This is a genomic window from Pseudomonadota bacterium, assembly GCA_034660915.1.
Lineage (GTDB): Bacteria > Desulfobacterota > Anaeroferrophillalia > Anaeroferrophillales > Anaeroferrophillaceae > DQWO01.
In genome coordinates this window covers 1-16,103 of record JAYEKE010000071.1, presented here as the reverse complement: position 1 = coordinate 16,103, position 16,103 = coordinate 1, and the positions used below count along the sequence as shown (strand labels likewise).

The window sequence follows — 16,103 nt, the reverse complement described above, 5'->3', positions numbered from 1 at the left end:
CAAACGTTTCGGCTCACTTACCGGGAAAGCCTGATATAGTTAAACTTTTCTTTGACGGTTTATTTTTGAAACCCCTGTAAAATCGTGGTACTATGGCGCACCAAAGCGTTTTTAGCACTACTTGATTGTATTGCTCGAGTAAATCTGTAGTGGCCTTCGGAATCTGTACTTCCTCCAAAGGTCATTCCTGGTGTTCCACAATTTCCTTCATGGGCATTAACATCAATGTTTGCTACCGGATTCGTTCCATCGGTTACCGTTCCGGAAATAGTGTAGGCCTGAGCGAGGGTAAAATCCTTGTTGGCACATTCTTCTCCGGCAATAACGGTTACTGGAGCGGCATTGTTGCAGTCGATGGTTCCATCAGCGCCATTCCACCATTCTTCCAGCACAGACAGTGTTTCGTTGCACTGGGGCTGAGCGTAAAGGTAATAATCTCCGGCTGCGGGTACAACTATTCGGTAGTGACCGTTTGCATTAGTATTATTGTTGCCGGCATGGCCATTGTGACAGGTGTCTGTATAGGCGGTGACACAGACGTTGAAGAAGGGCGTTGTACCGTCGCTGGCCGTCACAATGCCGGTGATAACTTCACCTGTCTGTACTGTGAGATTTTGTACACTGTCGCTGGGTACTGGAACAGCAGCATCACAATTGAAATAATCCAACCCGGTACCGTTTAGTTCCACCAGCCACCCAGATAGTCACCATTGGCATTGTTAGAGTATACGTAGATATAGTAACTGCCTGCGGTCACATTGATGCTGTAGTTACCATAATCGTCGGTATCCGCAGAGAAAGAATAATCGCCTTCAGGCCAGCACTTGTCAGTGTGGGCTTCAACCCGGATATTTGCCACCGGATTCATTCCATTGGTTACCGTTCCGGAAACCTGGGCGCCAAAGCAAAGATTTAACGAGAGCAACAGGGATACGGGGACCAGGGTTAGTTTGAGCAGAGACCGTGCTGACATTGAATTACCCCTTTCTGTTTATATAATGAAGTACCAGTTCAGTGGTTTAAAAGTGCTGATATGAATACTATGGTCAGGTTCAGGACAATGAAAACCATAAAATTATTGTTTTATATTGTGTGTTGCCTTGTATGTCCGCAGAATAGTGTAGCAATTGGCATACCAAAAAATCTGTTCAGATATCTTATCTATTTCCCCATTAAAATCAATGTGTTATAAATCGTAAAATTAAAAAACAGCTTCTTATTTTAGTGAAAAAGTGGAAAATTTTTACCTGATTTGGGTAGAAAAGTACATGTTTTTCCATGTGTTTTAGGTAAGCATTCGACTTTGTTTATAGATTGGCAAATTCTTGCAACTATACCAGTCAATTTTTTTTAATTCTCTCGCAAAGCCGCAAAGACCGCGAAGAGTTCAATTTGCTATATCGTCTGTCATTTTTCTTTGCGCTCTTTGCGTCTTGAGTGAGTGAAACGAACGGGCGCGAGACAAAAAAATTACGCTTATAAGAGTATTATTGTTTTTTTGAAAACGTGGCCGAATATTTACTGTTTTAGCGTGGTAAAGATTTAATTTTTTTATCAAAGTGGTTGTTTGCCGTTTTTTTTCGAAAATATTGTAAATTTAATCATGACCGGCCAGCTGCAACAAGGCATTCAGGTATTTAATGAATTCTTTTACGAGCAGGGGAGTTGGAACTGGTTTGTCAGCGCTATTGCTGGTGCCGCTTTTTGGCGGAATGGTCTGGTAGTAAACTTCCAGTTGTGGCGGGAGGATTTTTTGGCAGAGGTGATAGGCCCTTTTCACATGGAATGTTGAGGTGACGATAACCAGGGAATGAAAATGGTGCTGGCGGCAGAGGTCCCGCAAGGCCAGGATGTTGGTGAGGGTGTTATGTGACTGGTTTTCAATGATAATCCGGCCGGGTTGCAGGTTTTTCTGATTGTCCGGCGATAATGCAAGAGTAATCAGTATATCCCGGCTGCGGCTGCGGGGGTTGGCGCCGATGATGAGCAGGTAGCGGGCTTTATCCTGTCGCAGCAGATCGTATCCCTGACGGATGCGTCCGGGACCGCCGGCCAGAACGGCAATGGCATCAACCCTGTGGTGGACGTTTGCCGGGAGCCGGGGCGGTGAAACCCGGCTATAGTCGAGAAACTGCCAGAGCAGCAGGTCAGCGACCATCAAAGTCATGAAAACCAGAATTGTTATGGTCAGGGGTAAAGAGAGTTTCTTTTTCATGCGTTGATTTTTGGCTTGATTTTACCACTCTGTTATGGTAACTCAACGGCTCTTTTAAAGGTCAAAGCTCAAAGCTGAAAGGTTACCGGGATCAGGGACATTCTTGACTTTCGTGTTAAAAATGATTTCAAGCTATTTCTCCCCCAGTGTAAGCGACAGTCAAGAGTGACCCCTCGCGAAGCAGGGCGAAGCGAACTTTGCCGGTATCGCTCACGCGGGGGAACGAGGTTTGGTTTTTTATCTCAGCATAAGGGTTTTAGAAAATATTTCGGAGGTTGTACCCATGGCAAAAGTTTGTGATATTTGTGGAAAAAGATCGCAGGTTGGCAATAATGTCAGTCATGCTAATAATAGAACCAAAAAAACCTGGTACCCGAACCTGCAGAAAGTCAATGCGGTGGTCAATGGTCAGAAGAAAAAAATCACCGTCTGCACCCGCTGCATCCGTAGCGGTGCGGTGAAAAAAAGTTGATGGTTTTGTAAAAACTCCATCAGCGCATTCGGTGAACTTCAATAACCCCCTTTACCTGTTCCAGCCTGTTTATTACCTGTTGCAAATGCTTTAGATCGGTGACCCCGATTTTAAATATGCAGACCGCGTTGCGGTCGATGTTGGTGCTCACTTTGACATCGGAGATATTTGCTTCTTCGGAACTGATTACCGTAGTCATCTCTGCCAGTATGCCCCGGCGATCCTCGCAAAGTACCCTGATCTTGATCTGGTGAGTTGCCTGCTCCCCCAGGCTCCAGCTTACCTCAATCTGACGTTCTGGATCACTTTTCAGCACATGTTTACAGTCCCGACGGTGGATGGTAACTCCCCGGCCCCTGGTGATGAAACCGATGACCGGATCTCCCGGAAGGGGATTGCAGCATTTGGCAAAGTGAACCATGACGTCATCAATGTCTTTTATGCTAATCCCCTCGTGGCTCTGCCGCTTTTTCTTCTGCTGATTTTCTTCCTTGTCCTTCTTCTCCTGCCGGCCGCTTTTTCTGAGCTCAGGGTAAAGCTTGTAAACAACCTGCAACGCCGATATTTTCCCCCTGCCGATGGCTGCCACCAGATTTTCAGCTTTGTTCAGGGAAAACTGGATGGCTACTTCATCAAACTTTCCCTCTTTGAAATTCTTGTTGAATGATAGTTTATGACGGGAAAATTCCCGTTCGCATAATTCCTTTCCCAGTTCAATGCTCCGCCGTTCCTCCTCCTTCTTTATCCAATGGCGAATTTTACTGCGCGCTTTGCTGGTTTTGACAAAGTGAAGCCAGTCTTTATTGGGATGCTGCTTGTTAGAGGTGATAATTTCCACCACTTCTCCGGTTTTCAGCTCGTATTTCAGTGCTACCATCTTGCCGGAAACCTTGGCACCGGTGCAGTGGTCACCGATATTAGAGTGAATACTGTAGGCGAAATCGACGGGCGTTGAGCCTTTGGGCAATTCTTTAACCGCTCCCTGGGGAGTGAAGACGTAGACCGAATCGGCAAAAAGATCAATCTTGACCGATTCGAGGAATTCCCCGGCATTGCTGACCTCACCCTGCCATTCAACTACCTGGTGCAACCAGTCAAGTTGCGAACGTTCATCGTCATTCAGTTTAGAGCTTTCCTTGTATTGCCAGTGGGCGGCAATTCCCATCTCGGCAATACGGTGCATTTCTTCCGTACGGATCTGCAGTTCGAAATGTTCGGCATCAGGGCCAATAACCGTTGTGTGCAGGGACTGGTAGAGGTTGGTTTTCGGAATGGCAATAAAGTCTTTAAAGCGACCGGGAACCGGCAGCCAGAGGGAGTGGATAATACCCAGGACCGCATAGCAGTCCTTGACTGAATGGACAATAATCCTAAAGGCCAGGATATCATAAATCTGTTCGAAGGTGATGTCCTGATGTACCATCTTCTGGTAGATGCCGTACAGGTGCTTTAAGCGGCCGGTGACGGTTCCCTCAATTTTGTGATGATGGAGATTTCGCTCCATAATTTTGATAACTTTACTGATGTACTCCCGGCTTTCTTCCTTCTTTCGGACGATTTTCTGCTCCAGCTCGGCATAGATGACTGGTTTAAGGTATCGCAGTGAGAGGTCTTCAAGCTCCTGCTTAATCCAGGAGATTCCCAGCCGGTTTGCCAGGGGAGCATAGATATCCAGGGTTTCCTGGGCGATGGCCTGTTGTTTTTCCGGCCGCTGGAACTGCAGGGTCCGCATGTTATGAAGCCGGTCGGCCAGCTTGATTATCAGAACCCGGAGGTCCTTGACCATGGCCAGAATCATTTTGCGGAAATTTTCCGCCTGCCTTTCTTCGGAAGTTTTAAAACTGATCTTGCTGATCTTGGTTAACCCTTCCACCAGGGTGGTGACTTCTTCACCGAAACGGGCCGACAGCTCTTCCATCGATGTCAGGGTATCTTCCAGGGTGTCATGAAGGAGTCCGGCGGTGACGCTGGCCACGTCCATTTTAAGATCAGCAATGATGTTCGCCACTTCCAGGGGGTGAATCAGGTAGGGCTCCCCCGAGAGGCGCACCTGTCCCTTGTGGGCCAAAGCACTATAGACATAAGCCTTGCGAAGGTTGTTGAGATCGGCACCGGGGTTGTATTCCTGGACTTTGTCCAGAATATTATTGAGGCGGGTCATGGTATGCGCATGGTTTTAAGGCTGCCAGTTGCGAACAAAGGCATCTGGAATCCCCAGCTGCTTGATCGAACGCAGGGCACTACGAGGGTAATGATTAAAAGAAAAGCCATCAACCAGCAGGATGTGATGAGGTATCTTGACCGGTTCATGAAAATCTACCGGAATAAACCCCCGGGAGCGATATTGACTGATCTTTTCCCTGGCGGTCGTCTGGTAATAAAAGGAGCCGACATTGACATAAAACTGTTTGCCGCGACGGCAGGGGAAGGGATCATCATCCCATTTGTTAATGGTCCTGATGGTTTTTCTGGCTCTGGCAAGGTTTGGATATGGCCCCAGGAAAACCCGGTGCATGGGGAGCAATCTCTTCCTGGTGGTGACAAAAGAAGCGTAACCATGATCTTGCAGCATATGCTGGTAATGTTTCAGGGTCTCAGGGAAAATAAAAATACCGGCCTGGATGACATAGGATTTTTTTTGGGGTTTGGCTGGTTTTTGTCCGGCTGCCGCCTTGTTGCTGGTTTCAATTGTTGTCGGTTTCGGTTCTATCGGCGTGACCACTGCAGCTTTTTTCTTTATCGGCGGTTTTGCCGGCGGTGTGGGTGTTTTTTTCTCCATTACTTTTACTTCGGAGAGACGGGGAGTTGGCTCAGGCAGTTTGGCCTCAGAGATTTTGTGGTTTTTTTGATTATCGACGGAAACCGGAGGTGCCGGCTTTATTTCAGTAGTCCGGCTGACCGCGGTATCAGGTTTTTTGGCTGTGACCGGGGGTGGTGATGGAAGTTCAATGGTAGGTGAAGTGATGGTTTCCCGGGGCATGCGAACCGGTGAAAAGGTCAAAAAATAATAAACTCCGATCAGGGTGAACAGTGCCAGAATTATTTCATATCTAAGCAATGATTCCAGCAGATTGACCTTTGGTTTTTTGGCCATGTGTAAAAAAAGGTATAAGGTATAAGGTTTAAGGTGTACGGTTTAAGGTATAAGGTTCCTTGTACCGTATATCTTAAACCGTACACCATTCATTTACCGTACGCTGTTAGCTGTTTTCCTGTTCTACTTCCGCTTCCTTGATAATCTTTTCCGCCAGATGAGAAGGGACTTCATCATAGTGGGAAAATTTCATCGTAAACATGCCCCGACCACCGGTCAAAGAGCGCAAATTAGGCGCATATTTCAATATTTCAGTCATAGGAACACTGGCCTTGATGATCTGGCTGTTAGCCATTGGTTCGACGCCTTTTACTTTTCCCCGGCGGCTGTTCAGGTCGCCAATGATGTCACCCATGTAATCATTGGGAACCGTAACTTCCATCTCCATAATGGGTTCAAGCATTACGGGTCTGGCATCTTTCACTCCTTTTTTAAAACCCATGGAACCGGCAATTTTAAAGGCCATTTCCGAGGAGTCAACGGAGTGGTAGGAACCGTCATAAAGGGTGATTTTAACATCGACTACCGGATAGCCGGCAATAACGCCACCAGCCATGGCTTCAACCACGCCCTTCTCGACTGCCGGGATATACTGGCGGGGGACAACGCCACCGACAATGTTGTCAACAAACTCAAAGCCGCCACCTCTGGGCAGGGGGGCAATTTCCAGCCAGGTGTCAGCATACTGGCCATGGCCACCAGATTGCTTCTTGTGTTTGCCCTGGACGCTTACCGTTCCCCGGATGGTTTCTTTGTAGGGTACTTTAGGCTCCTGCATCAGTACTTCGACGCCATATTTGCGTTTGAGTTTGTCAACCGTGACTTCCACATGAACCTGTCCCATGCCGGAGATGACCAGCTCCTTGGTCTGGGGGTTACGGGTAATCCGGATAGTAGTATCTTCATCCTTGAGCTTATGGAGGGCGGCTGTCAGTTTTTCCTCATCCCCCTTGGATTTAGGTTTCAGGGAGAAGGAAATGACCGGTTCCGGAATTTCCAGGCCGGTATAGCGGATAGGGGTTTTTTCATCACAGAGGGTGTCCCAGGTGGTGGTTTCTTTCAGCTTGGCAACCGCGACAATGTCGCCGGGAATGCATTCTTCGATGGGTTTTTGCTTACTTCCCTCTATTCTCAGCAGCTGGCCGATACGTTCCTTCTTGTCTTTGTTGACATTGAGACAGGCTGAATCTGAATGCAGGGTGCCGGAATAAACCCGGAAAAGTGAAAGCTGGCCGGTGAACGGATCAGTGATGCTTTTGAAAACCAGTCCGGAAAATGGCTGGTCAGCTCCTACCTGGCGAATTATTTCTTCATCGGTTTTCGGATCAAATCCTTGAACTTCTCCTCTTTCAACCGGGGAGGGTATGCAGATAGGAAGATAATCCAGCAACTGGGCAATACCAATATTTTTTAAAGCTGAACCGCAGACAACCGGAATGAATTTGCCGGTTATGGTTCCTTCATGGAGGGTGTCATAAATTTCCTGCTCAGTTATTTCTTCACCCCCCAGGTATTTTTCAATCAGCTCGTCATCGGCTTCAACCACCCGTTCGATCATTTTTTCTCGTTCACTCATGACCTCATCCTGCATATCAGCAGGGATATCGATGACTTTGAAATTGCCACTCTGGTCCTTGGTATAGCTGTAGGCTTTCAGTTTGACCAGGTCCACAATTCCTGAAAATGAGTCTTCCAGGCCAATGGGCAGTTGCAGGACGGCGGTGTTGCATTTAAAGGTTTTTTCCATTTCATCGATGGCCCGGAAAAAATTAGCCCGCTCCCGATCCAGTTTACTGATGAACGCAAGCTTGGGCAGTTCGAATTCTTCGGTAAATTTCCAGACCGCTTCAGTCTGGACCTTTACCCCGGAGATAGCACTGACAATGAGAACCGCGCCGCCGGCAATTCGCATACAGGAGCGGGTATCCATGATGAAATTGGCATATCCGGGAGTGTCAATAATATTGACATGATTTCCCTGCCAGTCAAGATGATGAATGGACGAAGAAATAGTAATATTCCGTTTAATTTCCTCAGGTTCGTAATCAAGAATAGAGGTTCCCTGGTCGACGCTTCCCAGGCGATCAGTGGCTTTGGCCGTAAAGAGCATAGCTTCAGCCAGGGTGGTCTTCCCGGCTCCACCATGGGCGATGATGGCAACATTTCGGATGTCTTCGGATTTATAGGCTTTCATATTTTCTTCCTTTTCTCCTTTCCATGGCAGAGTAAGGGTTTACATGATATTCATCCCCTACTTTTTCTGCCGTTAAAAGTCAAGGCTTTAGTACCTTACCCCTGAAAGTCTGTCAAAAAAAAACAAGAAATTGTTAAGTGCTTCACGGGTTCTTTGCCGTTAGGCAAAGGTTCCGATGAAGAAACTTATGCAAGGCTCGGGAACACATTCAGGATGTTCGGGCTTGGCTCATAGCGGTATTGGCCGCCGAACGAATCACACGATGTGATTCGCGGCGGACAATCGGGGACATTGCTTTAGCGGTGTCCTCACAAGCCGGCCATGGACGGCCGGCGAGAATGAGCGCGAGCCATGCCGGAACAGCCTGACACCTTAATTTGGGTTGCGGGCGAAGCCCGCATTAGTTCTTTATCGAGCGGTAGATTTGGGTTGATTTACCCGTCTGTATCAGGCACAATAGAAAAACTCCTTGATTGACATTGACGGGATGACAATGCGAGGAGTGAAAAACCTGGAGAAGGAGTAAATAAAAATGGCTTCGAACGTATATTTTGCTGATCTGCGGACCTCAGTGCGGAATAATCTTTTTGCCAAAATCAAGCAGCTGCTGAATAAACTGGAGTTGGCGGACAGTGTGCGGACCAATACCATGACGGCGATTAAACTCCATTTTGGTGAGGAGGGAAACACCTCATTTATCCGCCCGGTTTTTATCCGTCCGGTGGTGGAGATGGTTAAAGAATTGGGAGGAAAGCCATTTGTTACCGACAGTAATACGTTGTATGTGGGCTCCCGCAGCGATGCGGTTGCTCATTTGCAGACCGCGGCCCGGCATGGTTTCAACCTGACCGTGCTGGATGCTCCGGTTATTATTGCTGATGGCCTGCGTGGTAACAGTTCGGCTGCCGTCAGGATTGAAAAAAAGCATGTTGAAACCGCTAAAATTGCCCTGGAAATTGCCAATGTGGAGGCGATGGTGGTCATGAGCCATTTCAAGGGTCATGAATTGCCCGGCTTCGGGGGGGCGTTGAAAAATCTGGGGATGGGTTGTGCCTGCCGGGAGGGGAAATTGCAGCAGCATTCCAATATCAGCCCCAAGGTTACCCGGCGTAAATGTATTGGCTGCGGCGAATGCCAACGCTGGTGTCCGGCTGGTGCCATTACCATCACTGAAGAAAAGAAGGCTGTTATTGATCCGGAAAGTTGTATCGGCTGTGGTGATTGTATTGTTGTCTGTCCCCAGCAGGCGGTTGCCATTCGTTGGAATGAAAGTATTCCGGTTTTCCAGGAAAAGATGGTGGAATATGCTTACGCCGCCTGTGCCGGTAAACGGGAAAATGTACTGTTTTTGAATTTTGTTGTCCAGGTAAGTCCCGCCTGTGACTGCTACCCCCACAATGATCAGCCGGTTGTTCCTGATATCGGCATCCTGGCTTCCCGCGATCCTGTCGCCCTTGATCAGGCCTGTGTTGATTTGGTCAATGAAGCTCCGGGGGTTGCCGGAAGCGCTCTTGGAGACGATATTGATCCGGGGCTTGATAAATTTCAGCAGCTTTACCCGAAAGTAGACTGGCGGATACAGCTGCAGCACGCGGAGGATATCGGTCTGGGGGTCAGGCAGTATAATTTGGTCTCAACTTTATGACTTGCATTGCCAGGGATATATCAGCAGGATGTTCGGGCTTGGCTCATAGCGGTATTGGCCGCCGAACGAATCACACGATGTGATTCGCGGCGGACGCCTCGGAAGCCGGCCATGGACGGCCGGCGAGAATGAGCGAGAGCCATGCCGGAACATCCGGTAACATTGCTTTAGCGGCGCCCCACAGGCCCGGCTGTTTTTAGAGCAACTTAAGAAGATTGAGATTTGGTGAGATTGCAGGCAACCTGTAGACAGCAGGTAGCGAAAGGCTAGAAAAAACTTCAGGGATAATACTTGATTTTTTTCTATAATTAGTGTATCAGATCACGCTTTACTTCCCCTTGCTCCGGGTTGGGGCTACTATAAAGGCTGTCTTGAAAAATTAGAATTTTTGTTTGAGTACAAGGCAGGCGAGAATTATAACCGCAGGAATATATTTTCATATTTTGAGGATTATAATTTGAGCCTAACGCAGTAATCGAGCAAAAAGGCCATTTTTTAAGGTAGCCTAAACTCATAAGGAGGAATTGGTTACATGGCAGAAGAAATGAGAAAGTACGAGCTCCTTTACATTCATCCGGGAACTATGGGTGATGAAGGAGTGAAAAAGGTTGACGACCGGTTGGCGGAAATTGGCGAGCGGTTTGGGGCCAGGGTTTTTTACCGGGATGACTGGGGGGTGAAACCCCTTGCTTACCGGGTGAAAAGGTATCTGGAAGGGCGTTATATTCTGATGCGTTTTGCCGTCACGACTGAATGCCTGCAGGAATTTGAGCGTCATCTGAGAATTATGGATGAGGTCATCAAGTTTATTACCGTTCGTTTGCCGGATGACTATGATGAAAGCAAAGATCAGCCCGCTGAACCGGATGAAGTTGCAGAAGAGCCGGTGGTAACTGACGATGTGAAGGCTGAAGTGGAGGAAGAAACTCCGGTTGTGGATGAAGTTGCAGAGACCGAAACCGAGATTAAGGCTGAGACAGAGTAGCTAAACAGAATTTTATATTTGATGATTCAAGTTGAAGATTGAGAGGTAGTAATGGCTTTTTCCAGAGGTAAAACTAATCGTCCTCAGCGGCGCCGGGCGTTTGTGAGCCGGAAGAAATATTGTCGTTTTTGTGCCGACAGTTCAATAAAAATAGATTATAAAGATATTCGCCTGTTGCGTTATTATATCAGTGAAAAGGGAAAAGTTGTCCCAAAGAGGATATCCGGGACTTGTTCCAGTCATCAGCGGGAATTGTCGACGGCCATAAAGAGGGCCAGGAATATCGCTTTGCTGCCTTTTGCGCAGATGACCCCTAAACCGATGTAGTGGTGGCTATCAGGACTTTTGCTGAAAATTTATGGTTACTTGTTGATAAGACAGAGCTGTGGTAACTGATCATTCTTTTCCTGTCAGGATGTTTGTCCTGGGGGTTGTGGCGACGACCTGTTTTTTTATCGCTGCGATTGCTGTTCCGATCTTTGGTTTTGTGCCGGGTTTATTGACCATGGTGCCGGCTGTGTACGTAGGTATATTGACTCGGCACCGATGGTTGCCCTTGTATATTGTCGCCCTTACCACGGTGCTTTTATACCTGTTTTTCCATCAGGGCGGGCCGCTGCTGGGTTTTCTGCTCGAATACGGCCTTCCGGCTGTGATGCTGAACGAAGTAGCCCGCAAGCTGTCGACCCGGTTGCGGGTTATGGTGGTGGCTGCCGGTGCTTGTGTCGGTATTGTTCTGCTGGCAGTCTTTTTTTATGCCTTTCAGTCGTCCGTGACTCCCATGGCCCTGGTGCAACAGGCTTTTCAGGCAAACCTGGAGATGGTGCAGCAGGTGTACCGGGATATGGGGATGGCGAAAGAGCAGCTGGCCTTTTTGCATGATTCAACTCCAATATTGGGGTATTGGGTGGGTATGTTGTTCCCCTCCCTGCTTTTCGGCGCTTATTTTTTACTCAATGGCTTGACTATGGTGATGGTCAGTCTGCTGGGTCGATGGCGTCATACCCCCATAATTTGGGGGGAAGGTCCTTTATTCGAGAACTTTACTGTTTATCCGCAGACCATCTGGGTTTTGATTGGCTTGTGGGTGGTAGTGCTGCTCCCTGGGCTTCCGGAACTGATCCGGTTTTTTCTTTTTAATGGTATTTTTGTCCTGGCATTCTTTTATTTTCTTCAGGGAATGGCCATCTTCCATTGCTACTTGAAAAAATTTCAGGTTGGAGGTGGTGGACGGGCTTTTATCTACTTTCTACTTTTTGCTTTTCACTTTTTACTGGTAGCCGTGGTGATGATCGGATTGTTTGATATGTGGGTGGATTTTCGCAAGTTTAGCCGGAAAGTTAAGAGCTAGAAAATCCCAGTCCATTTTCATCAGACATTTTCACCTGGTTGTTCGTTAATGAATGTATGTAGCCAAGTTTTTTTATTATTTGGAGGATAAGTACAATGAAAGTTATTTTACAGGAGCCGGTAGACCGGCTTGGTAATGTTGGAGATCTGGTTTCAGTTGCTAATGGCTATGCCAGGAATTACCTGATTCCCACCGGCTTGGCCATCGAAGCGAATGAAGGTAATGTTAAATACCAGAAGCACCATCAGCGGGTGCTGGATAAGAAACGGGGTCGTCTGCAGGCTAAAGGTGAGGAGCTCAAGAAACGGATTGAAGCAATTTTACTGGATTTTGAGCGAAAAGTTGGTGAAAAGGGAAAACTTTTTGGTTCAGTAACCAATAAAGATATTGCCGATGCCCTGCTGGAAAAAGGGGTTGAGGTTGACCGGCGTAAAATTGACCTGCCGGAGGCGATCAAGGGACTGGGTAATTATGTTGCCGTCGTGGCTCTCCAGCCGGGAATTGTGGCCGAAATTGCGATTCGGGTAGCTGGCGATCCGGAAAGCCAGGCCCTGCTGGCTGAAAAAGAGGCGAAAGAGTCTGATTCTATTCCCGTGGAGATGACTGTCGAGGCTGAAGAGGAAACGGTTGCCGAGCCTGGTGAACAGGATCAGTAGTTACGACCGGGTTGTTTCAGGCAGAGATAAAATTTTTTTCAGCCGGGGAGTTACATTGTAACTCCCCGGCTTTTTTGTTATCCATTTTTGACAATTTCATTTTAATATGCTAGATTCAAAATAAGCTCAAGGCCGTTCATTTACTATGGTTGCTTGAGAGAAAAACCCTCTGATAACATGGTGTTAGTGCCTATCTGACAATTTGTGACTCATTTTTTTCAGGACGTGATGCATGGCTCAGGAAACTGCCGAAAACAAACTATCTCCCAAACTTCCACCTCAGAATATCATGGCTGAGCAGGCGGTTTTGGGAGGAATAATGTTTGATAATATGGCCATTAACAAGGTTATGGATATTCTGGCTACTGCTGATTTCTATCGTGAGGCCAATCGGAAAATTTATCAGGTGATGATCGATCTGTCCCTTAAAGGGGAGGCTATTGATCTGGTTACGGTTACTGAGCGCCTGCGGGTCAGGGAGAAGCTTGATCAGGTGGGGGGGGTTACCTATCTGACCATGCTGGTTGATAGCATTCCAACGGCTGCCAATATCATTTCCTATGCCAGAATTATCAAGGAGAAATCTATTCTGCGCCTGATGATTGACGCAGCCACCTCAATTGTCGGCCGTTGTTATAATGATATTGATGATGTTGATGAGTTGGTTGATGAGGCGGAAAGAACCATTTTTGAAGTGGCCGAAAAACGGGTCAATCCAGCCTTTTCCCCCATCGAAACGATTGTAAAGGATAGTTTTAAGGCGATAGAAAGACTTTATGAAAGTCCGGACCTGATTGCCGGGGTGCCGTCGGGTTTTACTGATCTGGATAAAATGACCACCGGTTTTCAGAATTCCGACCTGGTTGTTATTGCCGGTCGTCCAAGTATGGGTAAAACTGCTTTTGCCCTCAATATTGCCCAGCATGCGGCAATTTCCGGTGAGTTGCCGGTAGCTGTTTTTTCGCTGGAGATGTCCAAGGAGCAGTTGGTTGTCAGGATGCTGTGTTCTGAAGCTGAAGTTGATGCCCATAAACTGAGAAGCGGCTTCCTGGCCCGTACAGATTGGCCAAAACTGACGCGGGGTGCCGGAATTTTGTCTGAAGCCCCTATTTTTATCGATGATACACCGGCGATGACGGTTCTGGAAATGCGGGCGAAGGCCAGGCGGCTGAAAGCGGAACAGAATCTTGGTTTGATCATTGTCGATTACCTCCAGCTTATGCGTGGTCATCGGAATATGGACAGCCGGGAGCGGGAGATATCGGAAATTTCCCGTTCATTGAAAGCATTGGCCAAAGAATTGAATGTTCCTGTTATTGCCCTTTCCCAGCTTAACCGGGGGGTTGAAAGCCGGCAGGATAAACGGCCCCAGCTTTCAGACCTGCGGGAATCGGGGGCCATTGAGCAGGATGCCGATGTCATTCTTTTTGTCTACCGGGATGAAGTTTATGATAAGGATAACACTGATAATAAGGGGTTGGCGGAAATAATAGTCGGAAAACAGCGTAATGGGCCGGTGGGACTAGTGCGCTTAAGATTTCTGCATCAATTTACCGCTTTTAAAAATCTTGACCAGCGATTTGATGATGTTATGGCCAGTGAGATTGATGGTGCCGATGACTTTGCTTATTTTGATAAGACGGAAGAATGAAACAGAAAAACAGACAGATAATTTATAAAAAAGAATGGTGGATAATCTTTTTTATCCTCGGATTTTTCTTTATTAATTATCCTATTATGCATATTTTCAACAAAGATTACCGTATATTTGGCTATCCTGCTTTCTTTCTCTACTTGATGGTGGGTTGGTTATGTTCAATTATGGTAATTTTTGCTTATGTCTGGTTGGCTGAACATGAAGAGTAAAGGCTGTCTTGAACTCAAACGAAAATTCTATTTTATCAAGGCAGCCTGAACCAGCATAGCCGGAACCAAAAAAGATAAGATGCTATTAACATGAAGAACATAAAGAATAGGGAAGCGGGGTCACCGGGATTGGGGACATTCTTGAGTTTCGCGTTAAAAGCAAATTCAAGCTGTTCCTCCACTGGGCGAGCGATAGTCAAGAGTGTCCCCCCGCGAAGCACGGCGAAGCAAACGTGCAAACCAGTACGGACCGCAGGCGAAGGAAGGCGGGAAAGTGAATTATCACAAATTAAGGACGCAGGGCAAAAAAAATTTTACCATGAAGACACGGAGTCACAGAGGGCAAATGACTGGGGTTCTCTGTGACTTTGTGCCTCTGTGAGAGTGTTTTTATCTTTTCTGAAAACGTAGTCGAATGTTTACAAAACTTTATTGCTAAGTGACTAAAGTGGCTTGGGTTAATGACGGTTTGGAGAGTTGGAAATGTTAAATTATCGCAAAAAAATCCTGGTGGCCGTTGATGGCTCAGCAGTTTCCGACAAAGCGGTGTATGAAGCTGTCTGGATGGCTGGTTGTTCTAAAGGTGCCTTTCCCAATAAAGTTTATGCGGTTTTTTCCAAGGTGGTTCAGTCCGATGATTACTTTGATATGTTTCCCATTCCTCCCAGGCCTACGGCCGGTGAAGATGATCGTCGCTGGGAGAAAATCATTGATATGGTTTTCCTGGTGGCGAGGAAACTGGCCCGGGAAAATGGGGTGGAACTGGAAACCCGGGTAGTCTCTGGACCTCCGGCGGAAAGTATCATCAGGTTGTCCAGGGAAATTGATGCGGATGTCATTGTTATCGGCAGTACTGGTAGGGGCCGGGTGGCCAGGAGCTTGTTGGGAAGCGTGTCTGCTGGAGTTATGAAGAAGGCTCCCTGTAGTGTTTATCTGGTAAGGGCCTGATGAATTCATCCTTTTATGGTTAGGGGACTTTTGGGAGTATAAAGAATCCCACCCTCATCACGGAGGCTGCCGATATAGGTAACGCAGGCCTGATTCATGATTTGTACAGCGGTATTTGTCGGGGCAGAGATGGAGAGTACCAGCTGAAAACCGGCTCTGACGATTATCCAGGCAATGGCAATATTGATCCTGCCGCTGAATACGGCGACTAGTTCTCCCCGTGCCAATTCATGTTGCAGGCAAAATCCCAATGCTTTGTGTAGTGCGTGGGTGCGGCTGGCGTCTTCCTGGCAGGTGAGTAATTCTCCTTCACGGTTGAATAAACCAACAGCATGTGCGGCCCGGGAACTGGCATAAAGTTCCTGATGGGCTGTCATTATTTGCGGAAATCGTAAGAGTTTCCGGAAGGAGAATTTTTCATTTAAATGGCTAAACAGCCCTTCAGCCCGGCTGAGTTTCTGCCGTATGTCCGCCGCTGTTGACGGTTGCAGAGGTGCGCTACCTGCCCTTGGAACCGTGATAGTCATGATGTCTTCAACAATATTCCCTCCCTTATTTTTATTGCCGGGTTCTAACTGAATATTGCTGATTTCAGCGGCAGAGTTTATAATCCCCCCGGCAAAAAGGATGCCGACAGCCATGAGCTCATCATCAATTGGCGTCCGGCTGGTGCTCAG

Annotated in this window: 16 protein-coding genes; 8 read left to right on the top strand and 8 right to left on the bottom strand. The window is 47.4% G+C overall.

What is annotated here, in order from left to right:
• Nucleotides 1-59: 59 nt before the first annotated feature.
• The 3 genes from U9P07_04255 to U9P07_04245 form a co-directional block, all read right to left on the bottom strand.
• Nucleotides 60-689 (bottom strand): carboxypeptidase-like regulatory domain-containing protein, encoded by a 630-nt coding sequence (locus U9P07_04255; protein MEA2108612.1) that lies wholly within the window; start codon nt 687-689, stop codon nt 60-62.
• Complete coding sequence (locus tag U9P07_04250) at nt 680-973, bottom strand: hypothetical protein (GenBank protein ID MEA2108611.1); 294 nt, start codon at nt 971-973, stop codon at nt 680-682. Before U9P07_04250 ends, U9P07_04255 begins: the two co-directional genes overlap by 10 nt.
• Before the next feature lie 624 nt (nt 974-1,597).
• Entirely contained in the window at nt 1,598-2,215 is a 618-nt protein-coding gene (locus U9P07_04245) for a YdcF family protein (protein ID MEA2108610.1), read from the bottom strand.
• Between the two features lie 283 nt (nt 2,216-2,498).
• Between U9P07_04245 and rpmB the strand changes: the two genes are divergently transcribed.
• Complete coding sequence (gene rpmB, locus U9P07_04240) at nt 2,499-2,687, top strand: 50S ribosomal protein L28 (GenBank protein MEA2108609.1); 189 nt, start codon at nt 2,499-2,501, stop codon at nt 2,685-2,687.
• Between the two features lie 19 nt (nt 2,688-2,706).
• Here rpmB and U9P07_04235 read toward each other — a convergent pair whose 3' ends face one another.
• The 3 genes from U9P07_04235 to fusA all read right to left on the bottom strand — a co-directional run bounded on the left by U9P07_04235 (nt 2,707) and on the right by fusA (nt 7,975).
• Nucleotides 2,707-4,848: a bifunctional (p)ppGpp synthetase/guanosine-3',5'-bis(diphosphate) 3'-pyrophosphohydrolase gene (locus tag U9P07_04235; GenBank protein MEA2108608.1), complete on the bottom strand. Its 2,142-nt coding sequence runs from the start codon at nt 4,846-4,848 to the stop codon at nt 2,707-2,709.
• 15 nt (nt 4,849-4,863) lie between these two features.
• On the bottom strand, nt 4,864-5,781 hold the full coding sequence (locus U9P07_04230) for an SPOR domain-containing protein (GenBank protein MEA2108607.1): 918 nt from the start codon (nt 5,779-5,781) through the stop codon (nt 4,864-4,866).
• Between the two features lie 106 nt (nt 5,782-5,887).
• Entirely contained in the window at nt 5,888-7,975 is a 2,088-nt protein-coding gene (gene fusA / locus U9P07_04225; GenBank protein MEA2108606.1) for an elongation factor G, read from the bottom strand.
• Between the two features lie 532 nt (nt 7,976-8,507).
• Between fusA and U9P07_04220 the strand changes: the two genes are divergently transcribed.
• On the top strand, nt 8,508-9,620 hold the full coding sequence (locus U9P07_04220) for a DUF362 domain-containing protein (protein ID MEA2108605.1): 1,113 nt from the start codon (nt 8,508-8,510) through the stop codon (nt 9,618-9,620).
• Between the two features lie 20 nt (nt 9,621-9,640).
• Here U9P07_04220 and U9P07_04215 read toward each other — a convergent pair whose 3' ends face one another.
• Entirely contained in the window at nt 9,641-9,763 is a 123-nt protein-coding gene (locus U9P07_04215) for a hypothetical protein (GenBank protein MEA2108604.1), read from the bottom strand.
• Between the two features lie 389 nt (nt 9,764-10,152).
• Here U9P07_04215 and rpsF point away from each other — a divergent pair, with 389 nt between their 5' ends.
• From rpsF to U9P07_04185, 6 genes are all read left to right on the top strand, one after another.
• Nucleotides 10,153-10,605, top strand: coding sequence for a 30S ribosomal protein S6 (gene rpsF, locus U9P07_04210; GenBank protein ID MEA2108603.1), 453 nt, complete (start codon nt 10,153-10,155; stop codon nt 10,603-10,605).
• A 51-nt stretch (nt 10,606-10,656) separates the two neighbouring features.
• Nucleotides 10,657-10,932, top strand: a complete 276-nt coding sequence (gene rpsR, locus U9P07_04205; GenBank protein MEA2108602.1) for a 30S ribosomal protein S18 — start codon at nt 10,657-10,659, stop codon at nt 10,930-10,932.
• Between the two features lie 58 nt (nt 10,933-10,990).
• Nucleotides 10,991-11,956 carry a DUF2232 domain-containing protein gene (locus tag U9P07_04200; protein ID MEA2108601.1) on the top strand — a complete coding sequence of 322 codons (966 nt, stop codon included), beginning with the start codon at nt 10,991-10,993 and terminating at the stop codon, nt 11,954-11,956.
• Between the two features lie 95 nt (nt 11,957-12,051).
• The gene (rplI, locus tag U9P07_04195) at nt 12,052-12,612 is read left to right on the top strand and encodes a 50S ribosomal protein L9 (protein ID MEA2108600.1); all 561 of its coding nucleotides are present in this window, start codon (nt 12,052-12,054) and stop codon (nt 12,610-12,612) included.
• 232 nt (nt 12,613-12,844) lie between these two features.
• The gene (gene dnaB, locus U9P07_04190; protein ID MEA2108599.1) at nt 12,845-14,263 is read left to right on the top strand and encodes a replicative DNA helicase; all 1,419 of its coding nucleotides are present in this window, start codon (nt 12,845-12,847) and stop codon (nt 14,261-14,263) included.
• Nucleotides 14,264-14,961: 698 nt separating this feature from the next.
• Nucleotides 14,962-15,426 carry a universal stress protein gene (locus U9P07_04185; protein ID MEA2108598.1) on the top strand — a complete coding sequence of 155 codons (465 nt, stop codon included), beginning with the start codon at nt 14,962-14,964 and terminating at the stop codon, nt 15,424-15,426.
• A gap of 5 nt (nt 15,427-15,431) precedes the next feature.
• Here the strand turns inward: U9P07_04185 and U9P07_04180 are convergent.
• Nucleotides 15,432-16,103: formate dehydrogenase accessory sulfurtransferase FdhD (locus U9P07_04180; protein ID MEA2108597.1), on the bottom strand; the 672-nt coding region annotated here is incomplete at its 5' end.

Coding starts and splice junctions, on each gene's coding strand:
- U9P07_04250 (MEA2108611.1), bottom strand. CDS start 973: ATGTCAGCACGGTCTCTGCTCAAACTAACCCTGGTCCCCGTATCCCTG.
- U9P07_04245 (MEA2108610.1), bottom strand. CDS start 2,215: ATGAAAAAGAAACTCTCTTTACCCCTGACCATAACAATTCTGGTTTTC.
- rpmB (MEA2108609.1), top strand. CDS start 2,499: ATGGCAAAAGTTTGTGATATTTGTGGAAAAAGATCGCAGGTTGGCAAT.
- U9P07_04235 (MEA2108608.1), bottom strand. CDS start 4,848: ATGACCCGCCTCAATAATATTCTGGACAAAGTCCAGGAATACAACCCC.
- U9P07_04230 (MEA2108607.1), bottom strand. CDS start 5,781: ATGGCCAAAAAACCAAAGGTCAATCTGCTGGAATCATTGCTTAGATAT.
- fusA (MEA2108606.1), bottom strand. CDS start 7,975: ATGAAAGCCTATAAATCCGAAGACATCCGAAATGTTGCCATCATCGCC.
- U9P07_04220 (MEA2108605.1), top strand. CDS start 8,508: ATGGCTTCGAACGTATATTTTGCTGATCTGCGGACCTCAGTGCGGAAT.
- U9P07_04215 (MEA2108604.1), bottom strand. CDS start 9,763: ATGGCTCTCGCTCATTCTCGCCGGCCGTCCATGGCCGGCTTCCGAGGC.
- rpsF (MEA2108603.1), top strand. CDS start 10,153: ATGGCAGAAGAAATGAGAAAGTACGAGCTCCTTTACATTCATCCGGGA.
- rpsR (MEA2108602.1), top strand. CDS start 10,657: ATGGCTTTTTCCAGAGGTAAAACTAATCGTCCTCAGCGGCGCCGGGCG.
- rplI (MEA2108600.1), top strand. CDS start 12,052: ATGAAAGTTATTTTACAGGAGCCGGTAGACCGGCTTGGTAATGTTGGA.
- dnaB (MEA2108599.1), top strand. CDS start 12,845: ATGGCTCAGGAAACTGCCGAAAACAAACTATCTCCCAAACTTCCACCT.
- U9P07_04185 (MEA2108598.1), top strand. CDS start 14,962: ATGTTAAATTATCGCAAAAAAATCCTGGTGGCCGTTGATGGCTCAGCA.